General features: G+C 62.9%; 13 protein-coding genes. 7 read left to right on the top strand and 6 right to left on the bottom strand.

Going from position 1 to position 12,574, the window contains the following annotated elements; genetic code table 11:
* The first annotated feature begins 202 nt into the window (after window positions 1-202).
* Window positions 203-415 (top strand): hypothetical protein, encoded by a 213-nt coding sequence (locus WKV53_RS13380; protein ID WP_341405108.1) that lies wholly within the window; start codon window positions 203-205, stop codon window positions 413-415.
* A 10-nt stretch (window positions 416-425) separates the two neighbouring features.
* The gene (locus WKV53_RS13375; protein ID WP_341405107.1) at window positions 426-1,202 is read left to right on the top strand and encodes an SMI1/KNR4 family protein; all 777 of its coding nucleotides are present in this window, start codon (window positions 426-428) and stop codon (window positions 1,200-1,202) included.
* Window positions 1,203-1,602: 400 nt separating this feature from the next.
* Here WKV53_RS13375 and WKV53_RS13370 read toward each other — a convergent pair whose 3' ends face one another.
* Genes WKV53_RS13370 through WKV53_RS13360 form a run of 3 tightly spaced genes read right to left on the bottom strand, consistent with a single transcriptional unit; the run spans window position 1,603 to window position 3,439 of the window.
* Window positions 1,603-2,196 carry a hypothetical protein gene (locus tag WKV53_RS13370; protein WP_341405106.1) on the bottom strand — a complete coding sequence of 198 codons (594 nt, stop codon included), beginning with the start codon at window positions 2,194-2,196 and terminating at the stop codon, window positions 1,603-1,605.
* Window positions 2,197-2,226: 30 nt separating this feature from the next.
* Window positions 2,227-2,679 carry a hypothetical protein gene (locus WKV53_RS13365; RefSeq protein WP_341405105.1) on the bottom strand — a complete coding sequence of 151 codons (453 nt, stop codon included), beginning with the start codon at window positions 2,677-2,679 and terminating at the stop codon, window positions 2,227-2,229.
* Window positions 2,669-3,439, bottom strand: coding sequence for a YegJ family protein (locus WKV53_RS13360; protein ID WP_341405104.1), 771 nt, complete (start codon window positions 3,437-3,439; stop codon window positions 2,669-2,671). The genes WKV53_RS13365 and WKV53_RS13360 overlap by 11 nt, the downstream gene beginning before the upstream one ends.
* Window positions 3,440-3,992: 553 nt before the next feature.
* Between WKV53_RS13360 and WKV53_RS13355 the strand changes: the two genes are divergently transcribed.
* The 5 genes from WKV53_RS13355 (at window position 3,993) to WKV53_RS13335 (ending at window position 8,029) form a co-directional block, all read left to right on the top strand.
* Complete coding sequence (locus tag WKV53_RS13355) at window positions 3,993-4,397, top strand: hypothetical protein (RefSeq protein ID WP_341405103.1); 405 nt, start codon at window positions 3,993-3,995, stop codon at window positions 4,395-4,397.
* 110 nt (window positions 4,398-4,507) lie between these two features.
* The gene (gene gatC / locus WKV53_RS13350) at window positions 4,508-4,801 is read left to right on the top strand and encodes an Asp-tRNA(Asn)/Glu-tRNA(Gln) amidotransferase subunit GatC (protein ID WP_341405102.1); all 294 of its coding nucleotides are present in this window, start codon (window positions 4,508-4,510) and stop codon (window positions 4,799-4,801) included.
* Between the two features lie 213 nt (window positions 4,802-5,014).
* Window positions 5,015-6,436 (top strand): Asp-tRNA(Asn)/Glu-tRNA(Gln) amidotransferase subunit GatA, encoded by a 1,422-nt coding sequence (gatA, locus tag WKV53_RS13345; RefSeq protein ID WP_341405101.1) that lies wholly within the window; start codon window positions 5,015-5,017, stop codon window positions 6,434-6,436.
* A 276-nt stretch (window positions 6,437-6,712) separates the two neighbouring features.
* Window positions 6,713-7,186 carry a 50S ribosomal protein L9 gene (gene rplI / locus WKV53_RS13340; protein WP_341405100.1) on the top strand — a complete coding sequence of 158 codons (474 nt, stop codon included), beginning with the start codon at window positions 6,713-6,715 and terminating at the stop codon, window positions 7,184-7,186.
* A 279-nt stretch (window positions 7,187-7,465) separates the two neighbouring features.
* Window positions 7,466-8,029: a hypothetical protein gene (locus WKV53_RS13335; RefSeq protein WP_341405099.1), complete on the top strand. Its 564-nt coding sequence runs from the start codon at window positions 7,466-7,468 to the stop codon at window positions 8,027-8,029.
* A gap of 140 nt (window positions 8,030-8,169) precedes the next feature.
* On the opposite strand, the gene WKV53_RS13330 is transcribed toward WKV53_RS13335, so the two are convergent.
* The 3 genes from WKV53_RS13330 to WKV53_RS13320 form a co-directional block, all read right to left on the bottom strand.
* Complete coding sequence (locus tag WKV53_RS13330; RefSeq protein ID WP_341405098.1) at window positions 8,170-8,844, bottom strand: 3-keto-disaccharide hydrolase; 675 nt, start codon at window positions 8,842-8,844, stop codon at window positions 8,170-8,172.
* Window positions 8,845-8,909: 65 nt separating this feature from the next.
* Entirely contained in the window at window positions 8,910-9,146 is a 237-nt protein-coding gene (locus WKV53_RS13325; RefSeq protein ID WP_341405097.1) for a hypothetical protein, read from the bottom strand.
* Window positions 9,147-9,172: 26 nt separating this feature from the next.
* Window positions 9,173-12,532 carry a hypothetical protein gene (locus WKV53_RS13320; RefSeq protein ID WP_341405096.1) on the bottom strand — a complete coding sequence of 1,120 codons (3,360 nt, stop codon included), beginning with the start codon at window positions 12,530-12,532 and terminating at the stop codon, window positions 9,173-9,175.
* Window positions 12,533-12,574: the final 42 nt, after the last annotated feature.

The following is a 12,574-nucleotide window of genomic DNA, read 5'->3' as shown; positions in this document are numbered from 1 at the left end:
TCATGTCGCCGCTTTTTTCTTTCGTAGCGGAAGGACTGCGTCCTTCCGGCTTCTCGCGCTCCGTCAAAAATCACCACCCCGCCTCACCCCAAACTCCTCCCCAACCGCCGCCAGACAAAACCCGCCCCCAACTCACCGTAAAAGCCCTGAGGAGTGACGACACTCCTGTCGTCACACCAACATCCACCTCCCTCAATCCCCCATGCCCCCTCCCGAAATCCCCCACCACCTAACCACCCAAATCGACCACCACCTCTCCCGCAGCGAAGTGCTCTCCGCCATCTCCTTCCTTCGCGAAACCACCGGCTGCAACATCGCCGACGCAAAGGAAGCGATCGGCACACGACTCCGCGAACGCTTCCCCGATCAGTTCTCCTCGTATCGAAATCTAGGCGACGAAGATCACGCCCCCTGAATCCAAACCCGTGGACCACACCGCCCAACTCCAACGCATCACCACGAAACTCGCCGCAGCCCGCAAGGCCGACAGCGACCTCAAGGTCTTCGGCGCGACCCACCACCAATACCGCATCAACCCACCCGCCTCCGAACAAGACGTCCTCGCCTTCGAGCAGCGCTACTCGATACAACTCCCCGCCTGCTATCGCGCCTTCATCACCAGCGTCGGAAACGGTGGCACTTCCTTTGACGCCGCCGCCGCCGGCCCCTTCTACGGCATCTTCCTGCTAGGCGAGAATCTCAACGAGCTCGTCCAAAGGCCCGAGCTCTTCCTCAGCCAACCCGCCATCCTCCAACCGGAGATGACCAGCGAGGAATGGGCAGCCCAGATCAAGCGCCTGAATGAAGACGGGACCCCTGATCAGGAATACGAAGAGGAACTCGGCAGAATCTACTCCGGCATCCTCCCCATCGGATCACAGGGCTGCTCCAGCCTCCACGCCCTCGTCCTGAATGGCCCCCACGCAGGCAAGGTCGTGAACCTCAACACCGATCGCGACAAACCCAAGTTCGCCTTCGAGCAAAACTTCCTCGATTGGTATGAGCGATGGCTGGACGAAGTCATCTCCGGTTACCTCTCCCGAAACGACACAGTCTGGTTCGGATACGCCAAGCCCGCAGACAGCGCACAGCCAGCACCACCCGCTGCCTCCCCGCAAACAACCCCCGCCCCCCACGAAAGCCCCCACAGCACCCCCCGCGAAAGCTTCCTCGCAAAACTCCTCAAGCGCTTCACCCGCTAAGCCCATAAGGAGTGTCGACTTTCAGTCGACACAGCGCGGACAAACTCCGCGCCCCTGAGGAGCGGCGACACTCCTGTCGCCGCTTTTTTTCTTCGTAGCGGAAGGACTGCGTCCTTCCGGCGTCTCGCGCCCTGTTAGAAAATCGCCACCCGCGATTCACCCTCCATCGCACATCCCACCGCCCTCCCAAATGTAGCGGCGCGTCTATGACCGTCGCTGACTAGCGGCCACAAGCCGCATCGTGAGACTCCCAATCCGTCTCCACAAAACGTAGCGGAAGGACTGCGTCCTTCCGGCGTCTCCCGCTCCGCCAAAAATCGTCACTCCCGATCACCAATCCAGCTCGCCCCATCAAATCTAGCGGCGGCTCTATGACCATCTCCGCCTGGCGGTCACAAGCTCACCTCCCCCCACCATTCGCCTTCGCATGCCTCGCCACCCACTTCGTCTCCGCCTCACTACATTCCGTGCAGACCCAATCGAGCCCCGAATAAGTCGGGCTACAACAAGCAGCATACAGGAATCTGGAATTGGGAAAACTCCGCGCCTTCGCCCGGTCAAAGCCCCGCGGCAGATCCTCCGCCTCACCGAGCTCTTCACTGCTCTCCCGCTGCATCACCCGATGATGCACCCGGCAAAATGACGCATCATAAATCAGCCGCTGACCATCACGCACCTGCCAGACCTCGGTGCTCTCATGCTTCGTGCCCCGATAGTCCACGACCTTCCCTTCCAGCAGCTTGAATTCATAGCGCCGCTTGGGATCGATGCGCCGGCGGTCCAGCACATCGTTGTCCCACGAGACCTGCTGGTTCGTCACAGGACTACCCTCCTTGATCCACAGGCTCATGAAGCGCTCATCCGCCACCCCCGGAGATTTGTGAAAACTAGGCCTGCCGACCACGTCGACTTCCTCATAGCTCATGACGCTCCGCTTCGGCGCACACGCCGGAATTGCCAGACAAGCAAACGCGAGCAGTAAGGATCGAATCACAACGCGAGGATATCCATTCATCGAAGCAGATTACAAATCCCCCGTCTTCCTCCCCCGCCTCCTCATCCACCATCCCCACCCCACCAGAAACCCCACCCACGACACCAGAAACCCCAGCCCCACCACCCAATACGCCACCGAAACATTCCGTCCCCCTCCCGAATCAAACGGCGTCACCACCACCGCAGGCCGCTCAAACCAGACTTTATGAAGGTCGTAGGGAAACGTTGCCCTCATGAAACCCGACGCATAGGGCAAGCTGCCAGCCGACCTCCGCCCCGTCACCTCCACCATCACCCGGGCTTCCTGGCAGCGAAGCGTGATCGCCTCATCCCTCGCACCCGAAGTCCAGATCAGCATGTCCAGCCGCGTCATCGACCTCACCCAAGCCCAGTCGATGAAGAAGAGCACCAGCACCCCCAGCCAAAAGCTCTTCCACCGGTACAGCGGCCGGCGAAGCACCACCTCGCTCTCACTCCTCATCCCAATTCACTCCCGTCCCCTCGTTGTGCTCCTTCTTCTCCGCCGGCGACATCCGCTTGTGGATCAGCTTCTCCGTGAATCCCCCTTTGATCTTCTCATCCTCGAAATAGATCCAGTCCCGCAGATCCGCCAGCGGCACGCTCACCTTCTGCCCGATCTTCACCGACTTCAGGTGATCCGGCGGATTCCCCAGAGTGCCAGTGATCGTCTTCGCCTTCTCATCGAAGCTGAAGTTCATCACCCACATGTTCTCGGCATCGTCGTCAGCCGCGCCCGGATCGCGGAAGGACGCCTTCACCATCACCATGTCCAACACCGGGCTCGGCCGCTTCGCATCCGCCTGGATCACCGCCCACGCCGCCGGGAAAGTCCTCACCGCCTCCGCGATCGCCTTCGTCATCTCCGGATCTTCGCTGTCCACAACCGTGATCTTTCCGTCCTTGCCTTGCCCCGCGCGCTGGGTCTTGCAGCGTGAGAAGAACGCCTGATCCTCCGCACTGAAATTTGTAAACGGCACTCCTTCCGACTTCTTCCCGGCCTCGGTCTCCAGCGTCACCGTCTTCTTCTCATGATCCACCGCCAGCACCCTGCCCTTGAACTTCTGGCCACCCGCTGAAGTCCACTCGCGCGCATCCGTCGGCAGCAGCACGGCCCCGCCAAAATCCCTGTCCTCCGCCCACGCCACCGCCGCGAATGCGAATGACATCACCACAGTCATCATCACCACCCACCCGCTCATCCAGCGCTGCATGAAACTCATCCATCTCATGCCCTCCACCCTCCCCGGAATCCATCCCTCCGTCAATTCCGCTGCCACATAAGGGGTGTCGACTTTCAGTCGACACGGCGTGGACCGCACGTCCACGCTCCTTATCATGTCCACAACTACAAGCCCCACCTAATCATTCTCCCATGCCCCCTCGCCCGCCCTACCGCTGGAAAAGCTTCTGGCTAGGGCTCTTCGTCCTCGGGTTCCTCAGTTGGGCGTGGATGAGATCGATGAACGAAGCCTTGTTCTGGACACCTTTTGACCGGCCGCAAGTAACGTTTGTTAGCGGCAATGGAACAGTGCGGGCCTCGACCGGCCTCCCTCCGTTCGGAAGGAAATCAGGCATTGTTCACCTTGCTCTCGAACGGGATTGGCTGGTTTCGTTCCCTAGCCCTGCGTCTGCGCGCCCTCTTACAACTGGCCGGATTGTGTCGGTCGCCTACTGGTTCGTCATCTTGGTCGTCTTCAGCCTCTGGTTCATCTTCCTCCTCACGCGCTGGCGGCGCATGCGCATCAAGAGCAAGACCAACATTCCGCTCACCCCATGACCCCGCGCCCTCCCTACCAGTGGAAGAGCTTCTGGCTCGGCGTCCTCGTCATCTCCTTCCTCGGCTGGGGGTGGATCGATTCGTTCCAGCATCCCTTCCACGTCGTGTATGCCCGGTCGGTGTCTTACTATCAGGTCTTCCACGTTAAAGGAGAGCTCGTGTTCCGTCACGGCGGCGGTGGAACTCCAGGTAGCGGGGCGAGATATTGGATCGGCGTAGTCTCCCCCTCCGTTTCGATGGCGGCGATGAAATCCCAGTGGGCCCGCAACGGCCAGTCGACCTATTGCGCGATTTCCTATCCCGCCATCATCGGTCTGACGGCGCTCTGCCTCGGCGGTCTCGTCTCCTGGCGTTCCCGCCGCTGGAAAAACCTGGAGGCCAACAACACCCAGTCGCCCTGAGGAGCGGCGACCCTCCCGTCGCCCCATTTCCCAAACCCCGCCCAAATCCCCAATCCCAAACCCCAAAATCGCTTCCCCCCGCCCCACCTTTCCTCTCCAATCCGCCCGCGATGGCCTCCGAGCACATTAAAGTTAGCCATGTCGCCGGCCTCGCCCGGCTCGAATTGACCGATGCCGAATGCGCCGTCTTCCAGACGCAGCTCGATGCCATCCTCGGCCACGCCGAATCCCTCGCCGCCCTCGACGTCACCGGCATCGAGCCCACCTCCTACCCCGCGCCCGTCTACGACGTCATGCGCGAAGACGAGCCCCGCCCCAGCATCCCGCCCGAAGCCGTCCTCGCCAACGCCCCCGACCAGGCCCAAGGCCAAATCCGCGTCCCCAAAGTCATCGCCGACGCCTGACCAAACTCCCGGGTCCCTCTCTTTTCCGCATCTCCATCATCCGCGCCATCCGCGTAATCCGCGGTTAAAATTCCCCGCCCTCAGCCACTCTCCTGTCTCACCTCTGCGTCCCTCCGCGACCTCCGCGCCTCCGCGGTAAATCCATCAGTCCCGTGCCTTTCCACTGATCACCGATCACTGATCACTCGGCACTTTTCCCGACCTCCGGTCCCCATGTCCCTCGCCACGGCCACCATCTCCGCCCTTCGCAAGCAGCTCGTCGCCCGCGAAATCACCCCCGTCGACATCATCGACGCCCTAGCCGCCACCATCTCCGCCAAAAACGAAGACATCGGCGCCTACCTCGCCACCAATCTCGACGACGCCCGCGCCCAGGCCGCCACCGCCGACCTCACCCGGCCCCTCGGCGGCATCCCCATCGCCATCAAGGACAACATCAACGTCCTCGGCGAACAATGCACCTGCGGCTCCAAGTTCCTCGCGAAAGGCTACACCGCCCCCTACGACGCCCACGTCACCGGCCTCCTCCGCGACTCCGGCGCCATCCTCTTCGGCCGGACCAATATGGACGAGTTCGCCATGGGCTCCGCCACCGAAAACTCAGCGCTGCAGGTCACCCGGAATCCCCACGACCTCTCCCGCATCCCCGGTGGCTCCTCCGGTGGCTCCGCCGCCGCCGTCGCCGCAGATCTCGCCATCGCCGCCCTCGGCTCGGACACCGGCGGCTCCATCCGCCAGCCCGCCTCCCACTGCGGCATCGTCGGCCTGAAGCCCTCCTACGGCCGCGTCTCCCGCTACGGACTCGTCGCCTTCGCCTCCTCCCTCGACCAGATCGGCCCCATGACCAAGTCCGTCGAGGACGCCGCCCTGCTCCTCCAGGCCATCGCCGGCCCCGACCACCGCGACTCCACCTGCCTGAATCTCCCCGTCCCTGACTACACCGCCGACCTCCACAAGGGCGTCGCCGGCATGAAACTCGGCATCCCGAAGGAATACTTCGGCGAGGGCATCCACCCCGAAGTCCGCGCCCGCGTCGAAGCCTCCGTGAAGCGCCTCGAAGCCGCCGGTGCCGAGATCGTCGAAATCTCCCTCCCCCACACCGAGCACGCCGTCGCCACCTACTACATCATCGCCCCCGCCGAGGCCTCGTCGAATCTCTCCCGCTTCGATGGCATCCGCTACGGCCAGCGCGCCGCCGCCCCTGCCGACCTCCTCGATCTCTACAAGCGCTCCCGCGAAGAAGGCTTCGGCCCCGAAGTGAAGCGCCGCATCATCCTCGGCACCTACGTCCTCTCCTCCGGCTACTACGACGCCTACTACACCCGCGCCCAAAAAGTCCGCACCCTCATCCGCCGCGACTTCGAAAACGCCTTCCAGCACGTCGACGCCATCCTCACCCCCGTAGCCCCGGCCCCCGCCCGGAAGATCGGCGAATTCGCCGACGATCCCCTCCACGAGTACCTCTCCGACATCTGCACCCTCGGCCCGAATCTCGCCGGCCTCTGCGCCATCTCCGTCCCCGCCGGCACCGTGGCGTCGGACACCGGCACCCAACTCCCCGTCGGCCTCCAAATCCTCGCCCCCCACATGGCCGAATCCACCCTCCTCCGCGTCGCCAAAGCCGCTGAACTCTAATCGGCCGTAGCGGAACGACTGCGTCGTTCCGGCTTCTCACGCCCCGTCAGAAAATCGCCCCTCCGATTCGCCCCAAGGCCGTACGCCCTGTGAGCCCTCAGATTTTCCGATATTCCGCCCTCCTAGGCATATCGGAATATCGGAATCCGGCCACCAGCCCTCCTTTAAAAATTTTCCGCCCAAATTAGCCCGGAATCCCCCAAAACCGAATCTTTCCTTGACTGAAAGCGGCCCGGGCCCTACCTCCGCCGCCCCAACTAACGACCCGCGACGCTCATGGCCAACGCTCAAGTCATTCTCAAAGAAAAAATCGAAGGTCTCGGTGCCGAGGCTGATGTCGTCAAGGTGCGTGCCGGTTACGCCCGTAACTTCCTGATCCCTCAGGGCAAGGCCTACGAAGCAACCCGCGCCAACCTCCGCCACGTCGAGAACCTCAAGGCCGCCCGCGCCCAGCGCGAAGCCGTCGAGCTCGAAGGTGCCAAGGAACTCGCCAACAAGATCTCCAAGCTCCGTCCCAAGTTCACCCTCGAACTCGGTCAGGGCGGCAAGGCCTTCGGCTCCGTCACCTCCCTCGACATCCACAAGGAACTCGAAGCCGCTGGCATCAAGATCGATCGCCACGCCATCGAGCTCGAAAAGCCGATCAAGAAGTCCGGCAAGTCCGACGTCGTCGTCCGCGTCCACCCGGAAGTCACCACCATCCTCACCATCAACGTCGAAGCAAACGGCGAAGAGGAAGCGGAAGGCTGATCGCCCGACAAAAAGCAAATTTCCCCAAAGCGCGGTCCCCGAAAGGGCACCGCGCTTTTTCTTTTCCCCACGGAGAGCCCCCTCTAAAGCCCCAAAGGGGCGGCCAGCCCTAAGCCCAGGGCAACGCCCTGGGTTTGCGGCCCTAGCGAATGGCGTCCTGTAGGGCCGCGAGACGTGCCCGGCCCCACTCATCTCCCGGCACCCCTCCCACCCAAAAACATTTCACCACCCCTTCATCACCCTTTCACCCCGCGGCCCCATCCAAAAAACCGCCCCGCCATGAACCCCTCCCTCCCACACAATCCCTTCAAAAGCCTCCTCACCCTCTGCTCCCGCGTCAACGCCTCCGCCCCGTGGTGCAAGGGCACAATCATCGCCGGCGGCTACGCCACAGGCCTCGTCATCGCCGCCATCGCCGTCCTCTGCAACTACGCCCTCCACGGCTGGTATCGCGACATCGACTGCGCCGGCCCCGAGATCATCGGGAATGCCCTCGTCTTCATGGCCGTCTTCATCCTCGCCACCATCCCCTCCGCCTGCGGCGGCTTCTACTTCCTCCGCCCCGCCAGAACCTTCTGGAACCTCTTCTCCCCCGTCTGCCTCCTCTACTCCCTCACCGGCCTCGCCGCCGCCATCCTCACCGTCACAGCCCCCGCCAGCCCCGCCGGCGCCATCGGCTTCCTCCGCATCGCCCTCACCCCCATCGGCGGCATCGGCTTCTTCATCGCCGGCATCTTCGCCCCCACCATGCCCCACCGCATCGCCCTCCTCACCGCCACCGCCCTCGAAGCCCTCACCCTCATCGGCTGGATCCTCGCCCCCTTCCTCCTCCGCATCGCCTGATCCCCAAGAGCACCGCCCTTCAAGTGCCTCTTCAGCCCCAAAGGGGCGGCCATCCCTCAGCCCAGCCCATCGGGCTGGGTTTTTATGCGCCGGGCAGGGCGGCCTGAAGGGCAGCGATACGTGAACCGCCACCCACACCCTCAAGGCAACCTCCTCACCCTTACATCCTTGAAATAAAACACACTCGCCGGGTCATGCGCCTGCAGCGCGATCCCGCCCCCATCCTTCTTATCTAACAACCTCCCCGCCCGCTCCGGCGGCCGCTTCACATCCGCCGGCTCCGTGTAATCCACCACCTGCTTGTCGTTCAAAAACACCGTGATCCGCGAATCCTTCACCACGATCCTCACCTTGAACCACTGGCTCTCATCCACCGGCGATTTGTCCAGATCCACCACCGCATAAAGGCTCCCCGTCTTCCGCTTCTCCTTCTCGGACGAATTCAGCTGCACCTCATACCCCTTCGCCAGGTGCAACGCCGCATCCCGCGTCGTCATGTCCGTGTGAATGAAGATCCCCGAATTCGCCCCCGCCTCCCCACGGCACGTCGCCTCGAACTCGAAGTTCTTAAATCGCACAAACCCCTCCTTCAAATCCCCCACATAGAAAAGATGCGCACTCTCCTTCGGCGCATGCACCCGGATCGCCCCATCCACCACCGAGAACGCCTCCGGCATCACATTCCCCCGCCACCCCGTCAGATCCTTCCCATTGAAAAGCGTCTGCCACTCCTCCTCCGCGAACGCGGAACAAGCACCACAAAGCGAAACGAACAGCGCAGCCAAAACCCGCACGCGGAATCCCAGTCGTATCATGTCTCAAGTGAGACCAGCTTTCCGCAAATACGAAAGCTCCCGCACCGTCATCAGCGTGCCTTCCGTTAAAGGCCGCGAAAGTCGGCCTGACACTCGTGGCACGGACAATCGATACTCCATGCGCAGACGAAAGGTTCGCCAAGTCCCTTTACCACGATCAGCCCTCCACAGGTCACACAGAGCTGATCCACCGGGAATCCATTCTGAAACTCAGCCAAGGCGATGAGCACCCGGTTCCCGCGTTCGTCGAAGCGCTCATCGGGAGTTTTGATCTTCGCCAGGAGTTCCGCTCTCTCGTCCATGGTGTCGTTCTTCGCTCGCAACGTTCCTAGCGAGAAGCCTCCACCCTCTCCACCACCAACCCCGTCACCCGCGTGTTCGTCGCATTGTGCCAATCCGGCATCAGCGGCAACAACACCAGCTCATGCCCCGCTGTTAGATCCACCTTCACATCCAGATCCACCTCCTCCCCCGACCGCGGTAATGCAATCACCGCCTGCTGCGCCGACCGCTGCGTATCCTTCTTGAACACCCCCAGCGCAAACGTCTTCGCCTCACCCGTCCACGGCTTCGAACTCGCCTTGCCCCTGATCCGCCACGTCCCGCTCTCCGGCACCACGAATGCCAGCGCCGCCACCCGCTGCCCCGGCATCCCCGTCCACGGCCCGCGCACCGAAAACTCCACGCCACCGTCCGCCACACTCACCGCCGGCTGGCCACCCGCCTCGTGCTCCTTGTCGAACCACCGCGTGCCATCCCACTTCATCGGCAGATAGTTCGCCACCATCACCGGATCATCCGGCCACAGCGCATCGATCCGCCACACCGGCTTGCCACCCGCCACCAGCGGATTCCCCTCGGCGCTCCCCGCCTGCTTGCCCTCCCACACCATCGGCAAGCGATACCCCGCCTTCGCCACCCCCATCTTCCCATCACCGAACGAAATCGAAAACTCCCTCAACACCGCATCGCCCCCCGCAAACATCCCATCGATCTGCGGCAGCAACGTCAGCTGATCCCCCGCCGCCAACTCCACCGACTTCGCTTCCAACAAAGCCTCACCCCCATTCGCAATCTCCACCGCACCCACCTTCTCCACACCACCACCCGTGCGCTTCAGCAAGTGCAGCGTCGTCTTGTTCCCGCTATCCCACATCCGCGTCGTCACCTTCCCATGCAGCTGATAGACGCCATCCCGCGGCGCCACAAAGGTCAGCCCCGCCGTCCGCAGGTAACGGTCATTCTCCGGCCCATGCGGCGCACGCGTGCCAAAGGTCAGCGCCCCATCCTTCAAGCCCGCCCCCGGCTGACCACCGAAGCCGCCCTCCTTCACATTCCAATCCGTCCCCGTCCAAGTCATCGCCCGGAAATTCTCCGCCCGCTTCATGTCCGCAGGCCACAGCTGCTCCAGCTTCCACACCGGCTTGCCATCGGCCATCACCACGCTGCCCTCGCTCTCGCCCTTCTTCGTCCCCTCCCACACCGGCGGCAAGGCCCACGCCGGAGCCTCCCCCTCCGCCTGCACCACGAATCCCGCATGCTTCCGGTCCAGCGGCTCCAGCTTTGTTAGAAACACTTTCCCCGCCGTCTTCTTCGACGTGTAGAGAATCACCGGCCTCCCTGTCTTCGACAGCACCAGCGTCCGCGGCGCAGCTGCACGATTCCCCATGATGTCCTCCGCCACCATCTCCGCACCGAAGTCCGGCAGCGCCACCGTCACATCGCTCTTCGCCCCGCGATCCGCATAAGCGATCATCACGCCCTTCCCATTCCGCTCGTCCTGGAAGATCGCGAAGTTCGCCCCCGGCGGACGCACGAACCCCACCTCATCGCTAATGCCGATGTGGTAATTGTACACATTCCACATCGCCACCAGCGGCAGCGGATACCCATACCAATCCCACAGCAGCGTCCCCGGCCCGCTGTAGTCCCAGAAGCTCTGTCCATGATCCTCATACCCCGTGTGAAACAGGATCGTCTTCTCCTGCCCCGCGATCGTCATCTCCGCCACGCTGCACGCCTGCGCATTCGTGCTTTCCGCCGCTGTTAGATTCGTGCACGCGATCGGCTCGTCCACCGCCGTGTTCGTGTAGGCCCAGCCTTCATTGAACCACAGCTCCACCTTCTCGCCGCCGGCCTCCGCCATCGCCTGCTTCATCTTCCGGATCCCCTGCGCGTCGGTCAGCCAGCCATCGTGGTAGTCGTGCCACGAAATCACATCCACGTACTTCAGCCCGCCCGCCTTGAAGAAAGCCGCATTCACCGGGCTCGGCACCCCATAGACATTGTTCACCATCACCTTCGCCCCCGGATCCGTCGCCCGGATCTGCTTCGCCGTGCGAATCGTGAAGGCCGCATACTCCGCATGGTGGCTCTCCCAGATGTCGAATTCCGGCTCGTTCTCGATCTCGAAGATCACCGACTTCCCCTTATAGTGGCTCACCGCCGCCTTCACGTAGCGATCCCACGCCGTGTCGATCGTCAGGTCATTCCACCGCGGATCATCGCCCTTCCACTGCATGTCCAGCGGCAGCGGCTGCCCGCTATGCTCCTTGTCCATCAGCCCCGGCGGCCAGCCATACAGCACGATATGCTGCGAAACGCCATGCCGCTGCGCCAGATCGAACTCCGCATCGAACCACTGGAACGCCGCCCCCTTCTCCTTCTGGAAACTGTGCCACTTCCCCTCCGGAAACCAACGCGTCCACCCGAAACCCAGCCGCTGGTATTTCTCCAGCATCATCTTCCCACCCGCAAAGGACCCGCCGAAGCGCTCCCGATAGTCCGGCTTCGTCGCCTTCGCCGGATACGGAATCGAAGTCAGCGGAAAGTCCGATGAATCTAGTACTTCCCCCTTCTCACCCAGCACCGACAGCCGCGCATACACAAAGCCCTCCCTCGTCAACTTCATCGGCCGCGGCGCACTCCATGTCTTCCCCGCCGCCAGCGAGATCTTCTTGTCCACCGCCTCCCCCGCGGCAGCGACACCCTCATAGTCGATGAATTGCCACCTTACCGTCACCTCGCGCGGCTTCGACCCCGGATTGGAAACATGCGCCACCATCTGCGCCGTCGCCCCTTGGTCGAAGGCATTGCCCGCCGCGCCATCCCACCCGGGAAGATTCACACACTCCGCCACGCACTCCACCTCCCGCCGCGGCACATAGTCCGCCGTGCCCTCCTTCCCCACCGTGACCGTCACCCCGTCGATCACGATCGGCTGATCATAGCCACCGATCTGCACCAGATAGTGCGGGTTCGGCCAAAACCCATCCGCCGGCACATCCGCCGGCCACGTGAACGAAACCCGCCGCCACTCCGTCCCCACCTCCGCGCTCTGCTCCGCCTCGCCCGTCCACAACCGCTTCGCCTTCGTCCCCACCTCCCGCGCACTCGGCGGCATCTGCACACCCACGCGACCGGGCTTCTCCCCCTTCACGAAAAACGACACCGTCATCATCGCCCCGCGCTCCGCCACGAAGGGCGCGCTCATGATATTCCCCTTCGCGATCCGCAGCGCCTGCTCCCCCACCTTCGCATCCTTCACCAGCGTATCCTGCGCCGGATCGATCTGATGCCAGTAAAGAGTGCCTCCCTCAAAGCTCCCGTTGCGCAACAGATTCGCCGGAGCCGAAAAAGCAAGCAGCGGGCACACCGACGCCGCCACCACCAGGGAGAAGGGTTTCACGGCACCCGATACGCACTACCCTCAAACATGTTTCACCAGCCA

It is taken from the genome of Luteolibacter sp. Y139, assembly GCF_038066715.1.
Classification (GTDB): domain Bacteria; phylum Verrucomicrobiota; class Verrucomicrobiia; order Verrucomicrobiales; family Akkermansiaceae; genus Haloferula; species Haloferula soli.
Note: the sequence above shows the minus strand (reverse complement) of the source record. Positions and strands in the feature narration are given on the sequence as shown.